Source organism: Streptomyces sp. NPDC127190 (assembly GCF_042672505.1).
Classification (GTDB): Bacteria; Actinomycetota; Actinomycetes; order Streptomycetales; family Streptomycetaceae; genus Streptomyces.
Genome location: NZ_JBHXVE010000018.1, coordinates 24579 through 40777, shown reverse-complemented (window position 1 = coordinate 40777; position 16199 = coordinate 24579). Strand labels below are relative to the sequence as shown.

At 70.5% G+C, this 16199-nt stretch carries 14 protein-coding genes and 3 pseudogenes; 8 read left to right on the top strand and 9 right to left on the bottom strand.

What is annotated here, in order from left to right:
- From ACFVIU_RS25700 to ACFVIU_RS25680, 5 genes are all read right to left on the bottom strand, one after another.
- The coding region (locus tag ACFVIU_RS25700; RefSeq protein ID WP_385845331.1) for a helix-turn-helix domain-containing protein at positions 1-338 on the bottom strand (338 nt) is incomplete at its 3' end.
- Positions 335-790 carry a MaoC family dehydratase gene (locus ACFVIU_RS25695; protein WP_385845330.1) on the bottom strand — a complete coding sequence of 152 codons (456 nt, stop codon included), beginning with the start codon at positions 788-790 and terminating at the stop codon, positions 335-337. The genes ACFVIU_RS25695 and ACFVIU_RS25700, both read right to left, overlap by 4 nt.
- 31 nt (positions 791-821) lie before the next feature.
- The gene (locus ACFVIU_RS25690) at positions 822-2315 is read right to left on the bottom strand and encodes a long-chain fatty acid--CoA ligase (protein WP_385845329.1); all 1494 of its coding nucleotides are present in this window, start codon (positions 2313-2315) and stop codon (positions 822-824) included.
- 22 nt (positions 2316-2337) lie between these two features.
- A complete protein-coding gene (locus ACFVIU_RS25685) occupies positions 2338-3210 on the bottom strand; it encodes an amidohydrolase family protein (protein WP_385845328.1) in 873 nt (290 codons plus the stop codon).
- A gap of 29 nt (positions 3211-3239) precedes the next feature.
- Complete coding sequence (locus ACFVIU_RS25680) at positions 3240-4142, bottom strand: SDR family NAD(P)-dependent oxidoreductase (RefSeq protein WP_385845327.1); 903 nt, start codon at positions 4140-4142, stop codon at positions 3240-3242.
- A 118-nt stretch (positions 4143-4260) separates the two neighbouring features.
- Here ACFVIU_RS25680 and ACFVIU_RS25675 point away from each other — a divergent pair, with 118 nt between their 5' ends.
- A complete protein-coding gene (locus ACFVIU_RS25675) occupies positions 4261-5079 on the top strand; it encodes a PaaX family transcriptional regulator C-terminal domain-containing protein (RefSeq protein WP_385845325.1) in 819 nt (272 codons plus the stop codon).
- Between the two features lie 293 nt (positions 5080-5372).
- Positions 5373-6456: pseudogene (locus ACFVIU_RS25670) on the top strand (aldehyde dehydrogenase family protein); the annotation flags it as partial.
- 836 nt (positions 6457-7292) lie between these two features.
- Here the strand turns inward: ACFVIU_RS25670 and ACFVIU_RS25665 are convergent.
- On the bottom strand, positions 7293-8078 hold the full coding sequence (locus tag ACFVIU_RS25665; protein WP_385845324.1) for an alpha/beta fold hydrolase: 786 nt from the start codon (positions 8076-8078) through the stop codon (positions 7293-7295).
- A 133-nt stretch (positions 8079-8211) separates the two neighbouring features.
- Between ACFVIU_RS25665 and ACFVIU_RS25660 the strand changes: the two genes are divergently transcribed.
- Positions 8212-8673, top strand: a complete 462-nt coding sequence (locus ACFVIU_RS25660; RefSeq protein WP_385845323.1) for a MarR family winged helix-turn-helix transcriptional regulator — start codon at positions 8212-8214, stop codon at positions 8671-8673.
- 730 nt (positions 8674-9403) lie between these two features.
- Here ACFVIU_RS25660 and ACFVIU_RS25655 read toward each other — a convergent pair.
- Together ACFVIU_RS25655 and ACFVIU_RS25650 are read right to left on the bottom strand one after the other, a co-directional pair.
- On the bottom strand, positions 9404-9925 hold the full coding sequence (locus ACFVIU_RS25655) for a hypothetical protein (RefSeq protein ID WP_385845321.1): 522 nt from the start codon (positions 9923-9925) through the stop codon (positions 9404-9406).
- 94 nt (positions 9926-10019) lie between these two features.
- On the bottom strand, positions 10020-10223 hold the full coding sequence (locus tag ACFVIU_RS25650) for a cold-shock protein (protein ID WP_055711351.1): 204 nt from the start codon (positions 10221-10223) through the stop codon (positions 10020-10022).
- 735 nt (positions 10224-10958) lie between these two features.
- Between ACFVIU_RS25650 and ACFVIU_RS25645 the strand changes: the two are divergent.
- Positions 10959-11877 (top strand): annotated as a pseudogene (locus ACFVIU_RS25645) (transcriptional regulator); the annotation flags it as partial.
- Positions 11878-11892: 15 nt separating this feature from the next.
- Positions 11893-12450: pseudogene (gene tpg, locus ACFVIU_RS25640) on the top strand (telomere-protecting terminal protein Tpg).
- 45 nt (positions 12451-12495) lie between these two features.
- Here the strand turns inward: tpg and ACFVIU_RS25635 are convergent.
- A complete protein-coding gene (locus tag ACFVIU_RS25635; protein WP_385845319.1) occupies positions 12496-13425 on the bottom strand; it encodes an alpha/beta fold hydrolase in 930 nt (309 codons plus the stop codon).
- Between the two features lie 414 nt (positions 13426-13839).
- Between ACFVIU_RS25635 and ACFVIU_RS25630 the strand changes: the two genes are divergently transcribed.
- The 3 genes from ACFVIU_RS25630 to ACFVIU_RS25620 all read left to right on the top strand — a co-directional run bounded on the left by ACFVIU_RS25630 (position 13840) and on the right by ACFVIU_RS25620 (position 16119).
- The gene (locus ACFVIU_RS25630) at positions 13840-14535 is read left to right on the top strand and encodes an alpha/beta fold hydrolase (protein WP_385845318.1); all 696 of its coding nucleotides are present in this window, start codon (positions 13840-13842) and stop codon (positions 14533-14535) included.
- Between the two features lie 716 nt (positions 14536-15251).
- Positions 15252-15512, top strand: coding sequence for a hypothetical protein (locus ACFVIU_RS25625; RefSeq protein ID WP_385845317.1), 261 nt, complete (start codon positions 15252-15254; stop codon positions 15510-15512).
- Positions 15513-15759: 247 nt separating this feature from the next.
- Positions 15760-16119, top strand: a complete 360-nt coding sequence (locus tag ACFVIU_RS25620) for a hypothetical protein (RefSeq protein WP_385845315.1) — start codon at positions 15760-15762, stop codon at positions 16117-16119.
- Positions 16120-16199: the final 80 nt, after the last annotated feature.

Genomic DNA, 16199 nt, shown 5'->3' with positions numbered 1-16199 from the left:
ACACCGTCACACACCCCACCCCCCTTTTTATCTATTAATTTTGGGCGCCTTACAAACTGACACAGCACACCGCCGCCCGCGCCCGGCCGCCGCCCGCCCCCCCGCGGGGCGAGGGCGCCGAGCTCCCACAGCCGCAGGCCGATGTGGTAGACGCCCCCAGGGTCGCGCTCGAGTGCACCCCAGGCCGTCAGTAGGCCGACGAGGCGGTGCGTGGTCGGCAGGGTGAGGCCGGCGCGCCTGCTGATCTCGGTCAGCGACAGCGCCGGGCCGGCATGCCCGAAGGCCGCCAGTACGGCGAGCAGCCGGTCGGCGGCCGAACGGGGGGCCGGGTCGGTCATGCGTAGAAACGGTAGACGGCCTGGGCGACGACGGCGGGCTTGGGCTGTCCGTCGATCTCGACGGTCAGATCGACGGTGACCTCCGCGCCGCCCTTGACCTCGACGACTGACGCGATTGCGCCCTGGGCGCGGATCTTGGCGCCGACGCGTACCGGTGAGGGGAAACGGACCTTGTTGAGGCCGTAGTTGACGGCCATGCCGACGCCCTGGACCTTCAGCAGCTCGCTCCACAGCGGGATGAGCAGCGAGAGGCTCAGGTAGCCATGGGCGATGGTGCCGCCGAAGGGGCCGGTCCTGGCGCGTTCGACGTCGACGTGGATCCACTGGTGGTCGCCGGTCGCGTCGGCGAAGGTGTTCACCCGCTCCTGCGTGATCTCCAGCCACTCGCTGTGGCCGAGGTCGGCGCCGCCGAGCTCGAGCAGTTCGGCGATGCCGTTGACGGTACGGGACATGGGGAGGCCTCTCCGAGGGGTCAAAGGGTGGTCAGCGCTGGCTGTAGGTGGCCCGGAGCGGGCCCTTGAGCAGCTTGCCCGCGCCGCTGCGCGGGAGGGCGTCGGCGAACAGCACCGACTTGGGGATCTTGTAGCGGGCGAGTCGCCCGTCCAGGTGGGCGATCAGTTCCTCGACACCGGCTTCGGCGCCCGGCCGCAGGACGACGACGGCGCGGCCGACCTCGCCCCACTTCTCGTCGGGTACGCCGAAGACCGCGCACTCGGCGACGGCCGGGTGCTCCAGCAGGGCGTCCTCGACCTCGGCCGGGTAGACGTTCTCGCCGCCCGAGATGAACATGTCCTTCAGCCGGTCCACCAGCCGGATGTAGCCCTCCGCGTCCACCGTGGCGATGTCGCCGGAGCGGAACCAGTGGCCGTCCCGGAAGGCGGCAGCGGTCTCTTCCGGGCGCTCCCAGTAGCCGGGCGTGACATGGGGCCCGGCGATCAGCACCTCTCCCGGCTCGTCCACCCCGACCGGATCGCCCGCCGGGTCCGCCAGCCGTACGTCGGTGAAGAAGTGCGGTACGCCCGCCGTTCCGGCGTGGGAGAGCGCGTCCTGCCGGTCCAGGAGCAGGACGCCGGGCGAGGCCTCGGTCATGCCGTAGCCCTGGACGAAGGCCAGGCCCCCCTCGAGGTAGCGGCGGATGGTCCGGGTCGGCACGGGCGCGCCCCCGCACAGCAGGTTGCGCAGGCTGCCGAGGTCCGCCTCCGCCCAGCCGGGCTCCGCGGCTACCGCGTCGTACATCGCCGGGACGCCGAACAGGCAGGTGATCCGGTGGCGTTCGATCAGCTCCAGGGTGCGGGCCGGGTCGAAGGCGGACTCCAGCACGGCCGTGCCGCCCTTGAGCAGGGTGGGCAGGCAGGTCATGTTGAGTGCGGCGGTGTGGAACAGCGGTGCGCTGACCAGGGTGACCTCGTCGGTCGACAGGTCCACGTCGACCAGGACGTTGAGGCTGTTCCAGAGGATGTTGCCGTGGGTGAGCATGGCGCCCTTGGGGCGGCCGGTCGTCCCCGAGGTGTACATGATCATGCACAGGTCGTCCGGACCGACCGGCACGTCGAGCGGATCGGTCGAAGCCCCGGCCAGGAGCGTCTCGTAACCGTCACCCTCAGCCTCCAGCACTTCCACGTGCGCGGAGAGTTCGGCGGACCCGGGCTGACGCACCGTCAGTAGCAGGCGGCTGCCCGAGTCCCGCAGTTGGTAGCGCAGCTCCGGTGCGGCGAGTCGGGTGTTGAGCGGGACGAAGACCGCGCCGAGCCGCCCGGCGGCGAAGAGGGTCTCCAGGAAGGCGGGGTGGTTCGGCCCCAGGAAGGCCACACGATCGCCCTGCCGCACGCCGCGTGCGCGCAGCAGGTGGGCGAGGCGGGTGGTCCGGTCGTGCAGCTCGGCGTAGCTGGTGGCGCGCTCCTCGTGGAGCAGGGCGGTGCGGTGGGGGGTCTTGCGGGCCCTGCGGGCGGGCCAGGACCCGATGCCTTGGTTCTGCAACGCGGGACTCCCTTGTCTGGCGTCACTGCTGCTTGTCGAGGCCGAGCAGCCTGGCGGCGTTCTCCTTGAGGATCTTCGGACGGACCTCGTCCTTGACCGGGAGCCCGGCGAAGTCGGCGAGCCAGCGGTCCGGGCTGATCAGCGGGTAGTCGGAGCCGAACAGCACCTTGTCCTTGAGCAGGCTGTTGGCGTACTGGACCAGCTGCGGCGGGAAGTACTTCGGCGACCATCCCGAAAGGTCGATGTACACCTGCGGCTTGTGGGTGGCCACCGCCAACGCCTCGTCCTGCCAGGGGAAGGACGGGTGGGCGAGGATGATCGGCATCCCGGGGAAGTCGGCGGCGACGTCGTCGACCAGCATCGGGTTGGAATACTTGAGCCGGATGCCGCCACCGCCGGGGGCGCCGGCGCCGATCCCGGTCTGGCCGGTGTGGAAGACGGCGATCGCGCCGGCCTCCTCGATGGCCTCGTACAGCGGGTAGGCCATGCGGTCATCGGGGTGGAATGCCTGGACGTTGGGGTGGAACTTGAAGCCCTTGACCCCGAACTCCTCGACCAGCCTGCGGATCTGCCGCACGGCCATCTTCCCCTTGTACGGGTCGACGCTGGCGAAGGGAATGATCACATCGGGGTTCTCCCGCGCGGCCTCGGCGACCTCCTCGTTGGGGACGGCCGGGGTGCCCGTGGCGGCCTCGGCGTCCACGGTGAAGACCACGCAGGCCATCCTCCGCTCGCGGTAGTACGCGGCGATCTCCGGGAGGGTCGGGCGGCGGTGCTCCGCCTTGAAGTACGCCCCGGCGGCGGCGTCCAGCTCCTCGGAGAGCGAACCCTGGCCGCGCGAGGACACCTCGGCGTGCGTATGGACGTCGATGGCGACGAGTTCGTCCACGTTCATGGGGTGACTCCCTTCGTATTCTCTGGCCTTCAGATCCTCGGGGCCGGGATGCCGTAGGTCTCCGGCACGCGCCCGACGGTGACCGGCCAGGCGGCGGCGATGGCCTCCGCGCTCCAGCCGCCGTCCGCGTAGGCGACGGAGATCTCCTGCGGGTGCGACCACAGGGCCAGCTTGTCCCCGCCGATGCCGATGCACTGCCCGGTGATCGCGGCCGAGGCGTCGGAGGCGAGGAAGGTGATCAGCGGGGCGACGTCCTCCGCGGTGCCGAAGCCCTCGCCCTTGCGCAGGCTGTCGGGCAGCGGGGTGCCGTGCTGCTCCAGAGCCTCGACGTGCGGGGCGAAGACCGGGATGGTCTTGGTCATCGCCGTGGCGGCGACGGGGATCACGGCGTTGGCGGTGATGCCGGCCTTGGCCAGCTCCATCGCCCAGGTGCGCACCATGGCGGCGATGCCGGCCTTGGCAGCCGCGTAGTTGGTCTGGCCGAAGTTGCCGCGCTGCCCGGCGGGGGAGCCGGCGACGATGATCCGCCCGCCCCCTCCCTGCTCGCGCATCCGCTCCACGGCTGCCCGGACGCAGGTGAAGGTGCCGCGCAGATGGACCTGGACCACGGTGTCGAAGTCCTCGTCGGTCATCTTCCACAGCACCCGATCGCGCAGCACGCCCGCGTTGGTGACCATGACGTCCAGCCGCCCGAAGGCCTCGACCGCGCGCGCGACCAGGGCCTCGGCGGCCTCGGTGGTGCCGACCGCGGCGACCTCGGCGACGGCTCGACCGCCGGCGGACCCGATCTCCTTGACGGCGGTGGCCGCCGCGTCGCCGTCCACATCGTTCACCACGACGGCCGCGCCCGCAGCGGCGAGGGCCTTGGCATAGGCGAGTCCGAGTCCGCGACCGCTGCCGGTGACGACGGCGACCTTGCCGCTCAGATCCATGGGAGTGCTCCTTGGCTAGGGGGCGGTGCGCTCAACTTAGGCAGGTTCCTGTCGACGGTCAATGGATCTGCCCAATATTTGGGCGCATTCACACGCGGGTCGCCGGGCGCCCTACGCTGTGCCCGTGACCAGTCCCGATCTCGCCCCGCGCCCCCAGTCGCTGATGCTCACCTTCTTCGGCATCCATGTGCTCGGCCGGGACATCGCCCTGTCCTCCGCCTGCGTGATCGACGTGTTCGCGAGGATCGGCGTCACCGAGGAGGCCGTTCGCTCGACCCTCACCCGCATGGTCAACCGCGGCCTGCTCGAGCGGCACCGCCAGGGCCGGAAGATGTACTTCGCGCTGACCCCTCGCGCCGTCGCCGTACTGCAGGACGGGCACGACCGCGTCTGGCGCACCGGCGCGGTCAACCGCGACTGGGACGGCCAGTGGACGCTGGTCGGCTTCTCCCTTCCCGAGGCCTGGCGGCGCGAGCGGCACGATCTGCGCTCCCGCCTGACCTGGGGCGGCTTCGGTCCGCTGCAGAGCGGCCTGTGGGTCGCGCCGGGCGTCGTGGACGTCAAAGCGCTCCTGGCGGACCTATCCCTCGCCGCCCACCTCCGGGTGTTCCGCGGGACCGTCCTGGAGCCGACGGAGGCGGCGCAGGTGGTGGAGTCGGCCTTCGACACCGCCTCGATCGCTGCCGAGTACCACGCCTTCCTGGACCGCTGGAGCGAGTCCGACGCCGGCGGTGCGGACCCGCTGGGCGGGCAGCTGCTGCTGCACACCGACTGGCTCGAGCTGGTCCGCCGCGACCCGCACCTGCCCGCGGAACACCTGCCCGGCGACTGGCCCGCGATCCGCGCCGAGGAGCTCTTCCGCGCGCTGGCTGGGCGCTGCGCCTCCGCCGCGCGGGCGGAGGCCCAGCGAGTTCTGGACACGATCCCGGTGCACTGACGCAATCTCCCGCGATGTCGGTCCGCGGCATGGCCATCGGCAGATCTTGGGCAATATCTTGACCCTCGCCAAAAAATCGCCCTACATTCAACGCGTTCTCGGCCCTCGCCGCCGCCCCGGCGGTCGCCCTCGTCCTGCGCGGCGGCGACCTGGGAAACGAGTCATGACAGGGCACGCCAGCCTTGGAGAGGGCTCCGCGGAAGTGTTGGATCTGTCAGCCGGTCAGTTCGTGGACCACGCGTTGCTCCAACTCGGCACGTTGCTTTCAGATCGTTGTGAGGATCCAAGTCGCCATGAGTGCCTTCGGGATCGAGCCCGGCCGACTGTTCGTCGGCGGGCAGTGGCATGAGTCGGACGCGGCACGCTGACCGAGGTGATCGACCCGTCCACCGGCCGGGTGGCCGCCACCGTCGCCGAGGCCGACGCGACCGACGTCGACGCGGCGGTCCGCGCCGCCCGGGAGGCCTTCGAGCAGGGCCCGTGGGCCGCGACAAGCGGGCGCGGGCGCGGCCGGGTGCTGCACCGGATCGCTCAGCTGATCAGGGAGAACGCCGATGAGCTCACCGCCCTGGAGAGCCTGGACGTCGGCAAGCCCGTCTCCCTCTATCGGCCCGTGGACGTCGAGACCGCCGCCGACCAGTACGAGTACTACGCCGCCCTCGCCCAGACCTTGGACGGAGCGAACCGCGACACCCCGCTCAACGCCTTCGCCCACACCCGGCGCGGTCCGCTCGGCGTCGTGGCGGCCATCACCCCCTTCAACTTCCCGCTGATCCTCTCCAGTTCGAAGATCGCGCCCGCTCTCGCGGCCGGCAACACGGTCGTCCACAAGCCCGCCGACGAGACGCCGCTGAGCGCGCTGTTCATGGCCGGCCTGTTCCAGCGAGCCGGCCTGCCCGACGGCGTCGTCAACGTCGTCACCGGCACCGGCCCGGTGGCGGGTGAGGCCCTGCTCGGGCACCCCGGGATCGACGAGGTCGCCTTCACCGGCTCGACGGCGATCGGCCGGCACGCCGCGAGCGTGGGCGGCGAGGCGCTCAAGCCGGTCACCTTCGAACTCGGCGGCAACGCGGCTCATCTCGTCTTCGAGGACGCCGACCTGAACAAGGCGATCGGCGCCGTCATCAAGGGGCTTCGTCTTCAACACCGGCCAGTTCTGCATGGGCGGGCCCCGGCTGCTGTACGAGACGGTGCTGGGGATCCTCGCGGAGGCCGTCCCCGGCGTCCCGGTCGGCGCCCCCCCGGGACCCGGACACCGTGGTCGGGCCGATGGCCGGCGACCGGCATCTGAAGAAGGTCGAGGAGTACGTCGCCCTCGCCCGCCAGGAGGGCGGTCGCATCGTCTGCGGCGGCGAAGGCCTCGAACTGAACGGCGGCTGACCGGTCGGCCATGCCGGCCGTCTGATGACGTCCGGTCTCTGCCCCGGTCACCGAGCCCGCCTGGTCTGCCCCGGGCATGACAGCGCCGTCCCGGGAGCGGTGCCGCTCGCCGCCCCGCACTGCCAGGCTCACCAGGCAGACCAGACCCGCATGTCCTCACCGCCTCCTCGGTCCGCCGGCGCGGTCACCGCATGACAGCGGTGCGCGGCGGCGGCTCCGTTGTGAGGACAGTGCTCCTGAGCGCTGGGGTCTCCGGCCCATGGGGTGGGGGAGTGGGGCAGTGTCTGCCCAGGTGCTGGTCACGGGTGAGGGGTCGTCATGGGTTCGGGTGGTCGTGTGGTTCCGCTGGTGGTGCTGTCTTCTCTGGTCGTGGCGGGGTGCTCTTCCTCGACCACTCATTCGGGTGGGGCGGGGAAGAGCGGGGCGCCGTCGTCGGTTTCGGCGGTGCCCGCGGGTCGGTCGGAGAGATCCCGGTGGCTGCGGGTCCGCAGAAGACGTACACGGTGCAGCAGCGGCCGCCCGCGGGCAGCTGCCACTACCGGCACGAGCAGGGCGAGCCGCTCCAGGACCTGAAGTGCACCCCGGGTGCTACGTCGCCGGCGGTGGCGCAGGCGAACCTGGCTTCGACTATCTGCCGCAAGGGCGGCTACACCAACCTCACCGACACCCGGAACGCATCCTGCGCTGCATCCGGCGGACGATCGCCGGCCATCGTCCAGGCCCGGCCGTGTGGGGGAGAGGTAGCGCGCCTTGCCCCTTCGGGCGACCGTCGGAGGCCGGGTACCTCGGTACTCTTGCCGCTGCCTGACCAAGTGATTTATGCGGGTACGGCGTCAGTCGGCGATGAACTCGCGGACCAGCTTGGTGAAGTCGTCCCGCTTCTCGAAGAATGCGACGTGACCGGCGTCGATCTCGGCGTAGGCGCTGCCCGCTATCGCCGCGTGCAGGGCCCGGCTGTGCTCCACCGGCACGGTGGCGTCCTGAGAGCAGCCCACCACCAGCGTCGGTGCCTGGATGCGTGGCAGCAGGTGACGGATGTCCACGCGCAGATCCAGGTCGACATGGCGCAGGGTGCCGGGGGTGGGCGGCATGTTGGGCACGAGCTTCTCGACCTCGTCGCGGCCGATGGCGTTGAGGAAGCCGCGGCTGAAGCCGGTCATGGTGACGCTGCGGCCGAAGCCCTCGGCGTCCACCTGGCCCAGCCGCCGCCACAACGTGAAGAGGTTCCTCATGTATTCGTCGGCGTCGGTGTGCGCCCAGCCTGCCACTGTGATCAGGCGCCGCACGAGATCGGGCCGGGTGGCCGCGACGGCGGCGACCACGGGTGCCCCCATGGAGAAGCCCAGCAGGTCGACCGGGCGCGCCCCGGCGTCCTCGATGACGGCGATGACCTGCTGGGCCAGGCCGTCGACAGTCAGCGGCGCGCCGTCGTCAGTGGTCCGCTCGGTGCCGGAAAGGTCGGGCGTGATGACGGTGTGCCGATCGGCGAACGCGGGCACGATCTGGCCCCACGTCAGCTCGGCGCCCGCGGAGCCGGTGCCGTGCACCAGAACGAGGGTCGGTCCGGTGCCGGTCACGTCGTAGTGGACCTGGGCGTTGCCTGCGGTGACTGTTGCCATGGTCGTCTCTCCCCCTGAGGATGGGCGCGCCCGGTTTAGTTGCGGCGCGGAAGTTTCGATGCGGGATTCTATGCATGACGATATTCCTCATGTCAACTATCCGCAGCGCAAGCACTCCTGCTAGCCTTCTGCCATGCCCGCACCCGATCTCTTCGACGACGCCCGCTTCACCGCCATGGGCCTGCTCCTGGAAACCCACGACGGGCTGCTCGCCCGGCTGGCGCCCAGCCTGGGAGGTATGTCGCCGCTGGACTTCGACGTCCTGGTACGGCTGAGCCGTTCACCCGGCCGGCGGCTGCGGCTGAGCGACCTGGCCGCCCAGACCTCCCTCTCGACCAGCGGAGTGACCCGTGTCGTCGACCGCCTCCAGCGCCGCGGCGAGGTCCGGCGCGAGGCCCGCGTCGACGACCGCCGCAGCACCTACGCCGTGCTGACCGCCGAGGGCGTGGACCTCCTGGAGCGGATCCTTCCCGGCCATCTCGAGGCGATCGAGCACTGGTTCACCAGTCGGCTGACCACCGAACAACTCGACGCGCTGAACAGCGCTCTGCGCATCGTCCGCGACGCTGTCCATCCGGACGCCGCCGCGCACTGAGCCGAATCGAGCGCAGGCGCCACGTGTCGCGGCGCGCAGCCCACGAGGCGGATCGGGGGGGGCGGGCAGCTCGCGAGGGCAGCATGCTGTCGACCGTCTCCCCGGGGCCGAGCAGGTCCGGCACCCCCAGCGGGGCCACCTTCCCCTCGCCGGGCTGCATCCGCAGTGCCCGGCCCACGGCCTGGACGAGGTCGGGCATAGAGCCGCAGACGTCAGCGAAGGAGACGCAGTCGCAGTTCCTGGTGCCGAAGCCCTCGCCAAGCACCCGCACCGAGCCCAGGAAGCTCTTCTCCATGACCGCGCCGTCCCTGGCGATCCCGGCCGCGAACTCGCCGAGCACTCGACGCTGGGGGAGTCGTTTGTGCTCGCCGCCCGGCCAGTCGGCCTACACCACACGCGGGTACAGCTCAGGATCCGCACTTTGCAGTCGGCCGACGACGCGGGGGAGGCCGGCCGCGAAGGCTTCGGTCTCCTCGACGACGTGGTGGAAGACCAGCGTCCTGCGGAACCCTTCCTCGGCCGACGCCACAAGCGCCGTCTGCAGCGCGGCGAGCCGCGCCCCGCGCACCTCATCCGAGCGGCCCTCAGCGCCCAGGAGCTGGGCGGCTTGAAGCTGGGTGCCGGTGATGGCGACCGGGCTGCACCTGAACCTGGTCCGTCACCGCCCCCGTCTGCCGGCCACCCTGCAGCGGGGCCCTGCACCGCGTCCCGCACACCATCACCGAGGGGCTTAACGCCGCCCCGGCGGGGCTTCGGGCCGCCCGCCCAGGCCCCGCCCGCACCCTCCCGCCGGACCGCGAATCGCTGGATCACGCTGCCGGCCCTTGAGCGGTTCGACTCTCTCGACAGTTCCAGCCACTGCATCGGCACCTGTACTGCGCCGATGATCAAATGGAGACACCGGCCCAAGCCCCGACCGCGCACCGAGCCCACCCTGAGCAAGATCCCCGTCGATGTCGTACAGCACGAAGTACACCGGACCGGCGGAGGAGCCGCGGCGGATCTGGCGCGAGCGGATCAGCGGAATCACCGTGTTGCGGACCGCGTCGTGCACGCTGTCGTTGACTGTGGGGTCCGGGGCGGTGAGCGTGTCCGCCTTCACCGTCCACCGAGGGCCCTGGCGCTCCACCCCGACGAACACCGCGCGCTGTTGCTTGGCCCGCCGGTATGCGGCGTTGAAGGCATCGACGCCGGTGGCATCCGGGACCAGGCCGGCGGGGCACGGAACGGGCGGCGGCTGCGTGAACAGCATCGTGCCAGGCAGCGCTCAGGGCTGTACGGCCGACTGCATGAGCGAGGCGGCTGCCGGACCGGACAGCCGCCTCGCTCTACGCTCTCCTGCCCGCTCAGCCGCGGACGATGTTCTGCGCCTGCGGGCCCTTCTGGCCCTGGCCGATGTCGAACGTGACGTGCTCCCCCTCGGTCAGCTCGCGGTACCCGCTGCCCTTGATCTCGGAGTAGTGCGCGAAGACGTCCGGACCCCCGCCGTCCTGCTCGATGAAGCCGAAACCCTTTTCGGCGTTGAACCACTTCACGGTGCCGCTGGCCATACCGGTTGATCCTTCATTCAGGCCCAGGAACAGCCCTACCACCGGGCATGCTCCGGCTCGCGCAACCACACGAACCAACAGCCGTTCTACCCCGCAACGCCACCTCCACACGGCTGCCGACACGACCAAGGAACCAGATGTTCGCCTGGGGGCGATCGGATCGCGTAGCCGTCACCCGGCCGGCGCCGCCCCTTTGCGTTCCCACCCACGCGGCCGTACGGCACCGACTGGAGCAGAACACCTGGTCAGAGCGGGTGAAGTAGCGGGGGGCCAGACGGTGGCCGCACACCGGGCAGGTGGGCCCGCTCCTCCAGCCATACCTACGGTCTACGCCCCTTCGCCCGCGCGCACCGGCCTGTTTTCCACCGCACAGCGCGTGACCTTGCGGGCCGGCTGGGTGTTGAGCCGGTGACGCGCGCTGGTCTGGACGCCCCACGTTGGGCCGGTGCGGTCCGCGGCCCTTCGATTCCGCGCTCTGGCGTCGGGGCCGCGTCAGCTTCCCTCCGAGGCCTACAAGGTCCTGATCATCCCCGAGCGGTCAGGGCCTTCGTCGTGCCGGGCGCCGTTGCATGCCCCGGGGCCGGGTGACTGACTGGCGGGGCTGCCGGACCGGGGCCCAACCACGGTGACGGCTCGGCAGCCCGGGAGCACGGGCGCCGTACCGGTGCTGGCGGGTTCCCTGGGGGTGCGGTGCGGGTGGCGGTGGCCGCACCGCGCGGTCAGCGCCCCGGCCAGCGCTATCTGGTCGGCATCGACGTCAATATGGCCTCCGCCGCCGGCGCGAACGGGCTCAACGTCGGCCTCGGCCAGGCGACGCACGTCAAGGCCCCCGCGTTCGACCCGAAGCTGCCCGGCTCGTGGCTGGTCGACCTGTCCCACGTCGACCTGTCAAGAGTGAAGGTCGGCAAGGAATGGGTGGAGCTGGACGGCTCGCTGCTCCCCAGCCCGTTCACGCCGAAGGGCGAGCGCCCGCAAGGGCCGGCCTGGTACGCGACGCCCACCGTCGCCTACGCCCAGGAGCTCGGCTACGAGGCGCGGCCGATCGAGGCGTGGGTCCGCTACGACAACGGCCGCTACCTGAACGGCTGGTACAACCGGCTCCGCGACGCCTACCTCGCCACGATGGCCGACCTCGCCCCGGCCGGCTTCCTCGCCGCGATGGACGGCTACAAGGACCGCGACCCGGAGCCTGCGATCGTCGTCTCGGCGATCAAGGCGACGGTCACGGCGGCCGGGGCAAGCTGCGCGAACGGCCCCGGGGCGAAGGCTGGCGGCCGGGCCAGCCATGGCGCGCCCTGTCCCGCCCGACGTGGCGGCCGGACATGTGCGCGGCGGTCATCTCCCGCACCCGGAGCAACCTCCACCGCAAGATCGTCAAGCACGCCGCGTTCACCGGCCAGTACCCCGTCGCGATCCTGTCCGACTGCGTGGTCTACGCGGCCAACGGTCCGAGCCCGTTGGACTTCCTGCCGTACCGGGACGGCAAGCCGCTGCCCGGTGGTTTCAAGCTCGGCGTCAACCCGGCCTGGTCAAGCACGAGGGCACCCAGGACGTCCTGTGGGGCGAAGAGATCCGGGAGCGGTTCAACGCCCCGGAGCTTGACCTCGCCCGGTACATCAAGGACGGCACCGTCACCGACGTCGACAACGGAGAGCAGGAGCAGGCCACGATGAGCCTGCTCGGGGACGGCCTGGAGAAGGCGGTGCAGAAGGCGTTCACCCGCCCGGCGCCGAAGCCGGCCGGTGCGCAGAAGCGGTACCTGGTCAAGCAGCTCAAGGGCACGAAGGTGGTCGCCCAGATGCTGCGGGTCTCCCAGCGCACCGTCGAGCGGTACGTGAAGGACCAGATCAAGAAGCCGCGCCCCGAACTTCGCCGAGCGCCTGGAGCGCGAGGTGAAGAAGCGGTGGCAGCCGCAGATCCGGGCCAAGGCCCGGCGGAAGGCGGCCACCACCGGTGGCATCGTCATCGACACCCAGGCGCGCATGGGCTACACCGCGCCGATCGGCTCCACGGACGAGGACCGCGTCCGGCACCTGACCGTCGCCCTGCCGCCCGCCTACGCCGCCCGCCTCTTCGAGGCCCAGGAACAGGGCGCCACCGACCAGCAGCTCCAGCAGATCGTGGCCGAAGGACTCAAGGAGTGTTACTCCAGGACGGCGGCCGCCGCGCCGGCAGCCTCGAGGAGGTCCACTTCACAGACATCGAGCACCTCGAGTTCGACCTGTAGTGGCCTGCGCCCTGAGCAGCCAGAGCCCCGGTGTGACTGAGCGCTTCACCTGCCAAGTTTGCGTTCGAACTGGCCAGCTGTGCTTTCCGCGCGAGGACGGTGCTCTCCGATGCTCCGCCAGAACTCGCGGAGCGCGGTGACGAGTGCCTCGGGTGCCTCTTCGGCGATGTGGTGCCCGGAAACGATCGGGCCACCGACCAGCCGGTCGCCCGCCCAGTCGCGCCAGACGCTTCTCACGTCGCCGTACAGGTCGGCCATGTCGTCATGGGTGGCCCACAGGACCTGCAGCGGAGAGCCGATGCGTCGCCCGGTCTGCCGGTCGGCGTCGTCGTGCTCACGGTCGACACCGAGTCCGGCTCGGTAGTCCTCGCACATGGCGTGCACGGTGGCCGGGTCGTGGATCGCACGGCGGTAGTCCTCGTACGCTTCGGTGCCCATCTGCTCAGGTGTGGCCTTGTACCAGGCGTCGGGGTCGGCGTTGATGATGCGTTCGGCGGGCTTGTCGGTCTGTCCGAGGAAGAACCAGTGCCACCAGCTTGCGGCGAACGTGGCGTCGCAGCGCTGCAGTGCCTCCCCGATGGGGACGGCGTCCAGCACGCTGACGGCGGACACGGCCTCCGGATGGTCCAGGGCGAGGCGGGTGGCCACGTACGCGCCCCGGTCGTGTCCGACGACGGCGAACCGTTCGTGCCCCAGTTGGCGCATGACCGCCAGGCAGTCACCGGCCATGGCCCGCTTGGAGTACGGCCTGTGCAACTCGTCGGTCGGCGGCTTTTCGGACTCGCCGTAGCCGCGCAGGTCGGGGCAGACCACCGTGTGACCTGCTGCGACAAGCCGCGGAGCGACGCGGTGCCAGGTCACGTGCGTACGCGGGTGGCCATGCAAGAGCAACACCGCTGGCCCACTGCCGCCGTAACGCACCCGCAGCTGCGCCCCGTTCCCTTCAACTCGAGTCAGCTGGAACCCCTCGAACATGGCCTCCTGGCCTCCCTTGTATGGGGCCTCCAGCTCCTCTGCCCCAGAGCACTCGGATCATGCGAGGGTCGCTCGCGCGGTGAAGTAGGCCGCGCTCAACTGGCCAACTCACGCGCTCAGTCACAACTGGGCCCTTCACTTGGCGGATGAGCGGTTGAATTGGCGAGTTGCGTTTCCGCGCGTTGACAGGTTGCGATGTGCCAGGTTGGCATCCTGCTGGGGCTGCTGGCATCTGCCGCCGCGCCGGATGGGCGTGTGCTTGCGCCGCCTTGGGTGAACACCTGCACAGGTGGCGGTACCGTTCCCAACGTGCCCTGCGGGCACTACGCAGTGCCGCGTGCCGTTGGGGCACTGGCCGGCCCTGACGGCCTGGCCAAGGCCCCGTGCGGTAGGAGGAGGGGAGGTGTCAGTTTCATGATCGGCCCTACCGCCCCACGAGGACGGCGGATCACTCGCCCCGATGTGATCCTGCGCGGAGAGGAAGTCGGTGCCGGACCGACCTTCCTGCTCCTTCACGCCGGTGGCGAACGCCGTCAGGTGTGGGGACCGGTCAGCGAGGTCCTCGTCGACGCCGGGTACCGGTGTGTGGCCTTCGACCAGCGAGGCCACGGCGACAGCGAGGGCAGTGCTCGCACGCTGTCCGCGTGCGCGGATGACGTCGCCGCGATGGTGCACACCGAGCCACCGGAAAGCGTGGTCGTCGGTGCCTCACTCGGCGGGCTCGCCGCCATCGCCGCTCTCGCGGATCCGGCAGTGCGAGCCAGGGTGGCGGGGCTGGTGCTGGTCGACGTCGTACCCTGCCTCGCCCCCTCCAGGGTCCGCCGCTTCCTCGCGTCCGTCGGTCCGCTCGGCGCCCACACCGAGCTCGTCGAGGACATCCTCGCCCAGGTCCCACGGCTACGGCAGGTCACCGCGGAACTCGACCTGCCCCTCCTGCTCGTCCATGGCGACGAGGGCTCGTCGCTCACCGACGAGGACATCGACCAGTTGCTGCACCTGGCTCCTCACACCACAGTCCGGCCCATCCGTGGCGCCGGGCACCTCATCGCCCGCAGTCAGCCCGTGGCCTTGGCCCAAGCAGTCATCGCCGCCACCACCGCCTGGCGGTGAGCACGCCGCTGGTTTCCAGTACCCCGCGAAGGAGGGTGACGTCATCGCAGGCGAGGCCACGGGTCTGGCCGATTCCCTCAACGACAGGTGCCCGGCCAAACGACAGGTGCCCGGCCAACGCGCAACTCGCCAATTGAACTGCTCAGTCAAGCACCGTCACGGTTGTAACGCAGCGCGGCGAACAGCTCGTTGAAGCAATTGTCGGGCAGCCGCCGCGGCAGACGCTGAGGAAGCGAGGGCCGGTACCTGCCTCCCGCCGACTGCCGGGTCGTCCGGCCAGCTGCCGTCGGCAACCGGCGGCGTTCCCGAGCTGAGGGAAGCGGGTTGGTGATCGGGCCGGTGCCCTCCTCCAGATGGAAGTCGTAGAACGATCTCAGCACGGTCTCGCAGTGCGCCCGCGTCGACGCCAATAGAGCAAGCCCGGCGCGGCCCGCCCCGTGACCGGCTTCGGCACACTCGCCGCGGGCCGTGTCAACGCCTCTGCGGGACCCTCACCGAAGGCCCGGTAGCGCCAATGCGCCCGAGAAGCCTTCGGCACGATCTGCTGGCGCGGGCATCCTGTCCGACCTCGCCTACGAGCTGCTGTGGCTCACCGACGCCCGTGGTGCCGTGGCCATCCTCGAACACGCCATCCCGCGCGCCCAACACCCCACCGCACGCTCCCTCCTCACAGGTGCCTTGCCGATCTCGGCCAGCGACGGCGGGCTCACCAGCTCATGAACGAGGGCATCGCCCTTCTCCCAGCCACCCGCTCCAAAACGCGCGCGGTGTTCCTCACCTACCAGGCCGAGACCTACCTCCGCGACGGCGAAGTGGAGATCGCAGCGGAGACCGCCACCCGTTCCCTGGACTTGGCCAACCGCATCAACGCTCCTTGGTGCGTCACGATGGTCCGTGACCTGGAGCCAGCGCTGTCTCCCTACGCTCACACCGCAGCCGTGGACGACCTCCTCGAGCGGCTGCGGGCCACCGGCTGAAGCGGACTGCGACGTGTATCTGGGTCACACCTCCTCGAGGCCCTGCCGCAGATCGGTGTACATCCGCAGCCGTACGGGCTGGCCAGCATCCCGGGTGTCGATACCAGCAGGCCGGGCTCGGACAGGTGCGCTTCTCGGATCGGGTCCACGTCTGTCACTACGTGTTCGTGGACGGCCCGGGTTCTGTCCAGACTCCGGATTCACCTGGCCGGGTGAGTTGTCAGTGGCGACGCCTACCGTTCCCTGTATGACCAGTTCGCCGAACTCCCCCGACCGAGCATGGGTGTTGGAGGCCGCCATCCGGACAGCTCCGGCCGCCGATCCTCAATGGCAGGAACAACTCGACAGGCTCCGCCAAGTAGCCACGTACGACCCGGAGACCCAGACGTGGCATGCCCGTCTCGGTGCGCTCGACCTGGCGGGCGTGCAGCTGCTGCAGACCCTCTTCGACGCCGCGCGCATCCACGGCACCGAGGTGCGCCTCACGCCCATGGCGGTCCCGGCGTCCTGGGACGGCCCCACCTTCACCACGGGGCCGGACGTTGCCGCTGAGCTGGAGGCTCAGGCTGATCGTGGTCGGCCGCTCGGGCAGCTTCCTCTGGCCTGAGAGCAGGCGCGACTTCGAGCTCGTTGTCGGCGACGTGGAGGTAGTCGGTGCGGGTGCAGCGCTGGGGATGCCCACCATCC

Coding starts and splice junctions, on each gene's coding strand:
- ACFVIU_RS25695 (WP_385845330.1), bottom strand. CDS start 790: ATGTCCCGTACCGTCAACGGCATCGCCGAACTGCTCGAGCTCGGCGGC.
- ACFVIU_RS25685 (WP_385845328.1), bottom strand. CDS start 3,210: ATGAACGTGGACGAACTCGTCGCCATCGACGTCCATACGCACGCCGAG.
- ACFVIU_RS25680 (WP_385845327.1), bottom strand. CDS start 4,142: ATGGATCTGAGCGGCAAGGTCGCCGTCGTCACCGGCAGCGGTCGCGGA.
- ACFVIU_RS25665 (WP_385845324.1), bottom strand. CDS start 8,078: ATGGCAACAGTCACCGCAGGCAACGCCCAGGTCCACTACGACGTGACC.
- ACFVIU_RS25660 (WP_385845323.1), top strand. CDS start 8,212: ATGCCCGCACCCGATCTCTTCGACGACGCCCGCTTCACCGCCATGGGC.
- ACFVIU_RS25655 (WP_385845321.1), bottom strand. CDS start 9,925: ATGCTGTTCACGCAGCCGCCGCCCGTTCCGTGCCCCGCCGGCCTGGTC.
- ACFVIU_RS25650 (WP_055711351.1), bottom strand. CDS start 10,223: ATGGCCAGCGGCACCGTGAAGTGGTTCAACGCCGAAAAGGGTTTCGGC.
- ACFVIU_RS25635 (WP_385845319.1), bottom strand. CDS start 13,425: ATGTTCGAGGGGTTCCAGCTGACTCGAGTTGAAGGGAACGGGGCGCAG.
- ACFVIU_RS25630 (WP_385845318.1), top strand. CDS start 13,840: ATGATCGGCCCTACCGCCCCACGAGGACGGCGGATCACTCGCCCCGAT.
- ACFVIU_RS25625 (WP_385845317.1), top strand. CDS start 15,252: ATGAACGAGGGCATCGCCCTTCTCCCAGCCACCCGCTCCAAAACGCGC.
- ACFVIU_RS25620 (WP_385845315.1), top strand. CDS start 15,760: ATGACCAGTTCGCCGAACTCCCCCGACCGAGCATGGGTGTTGGAGGCC.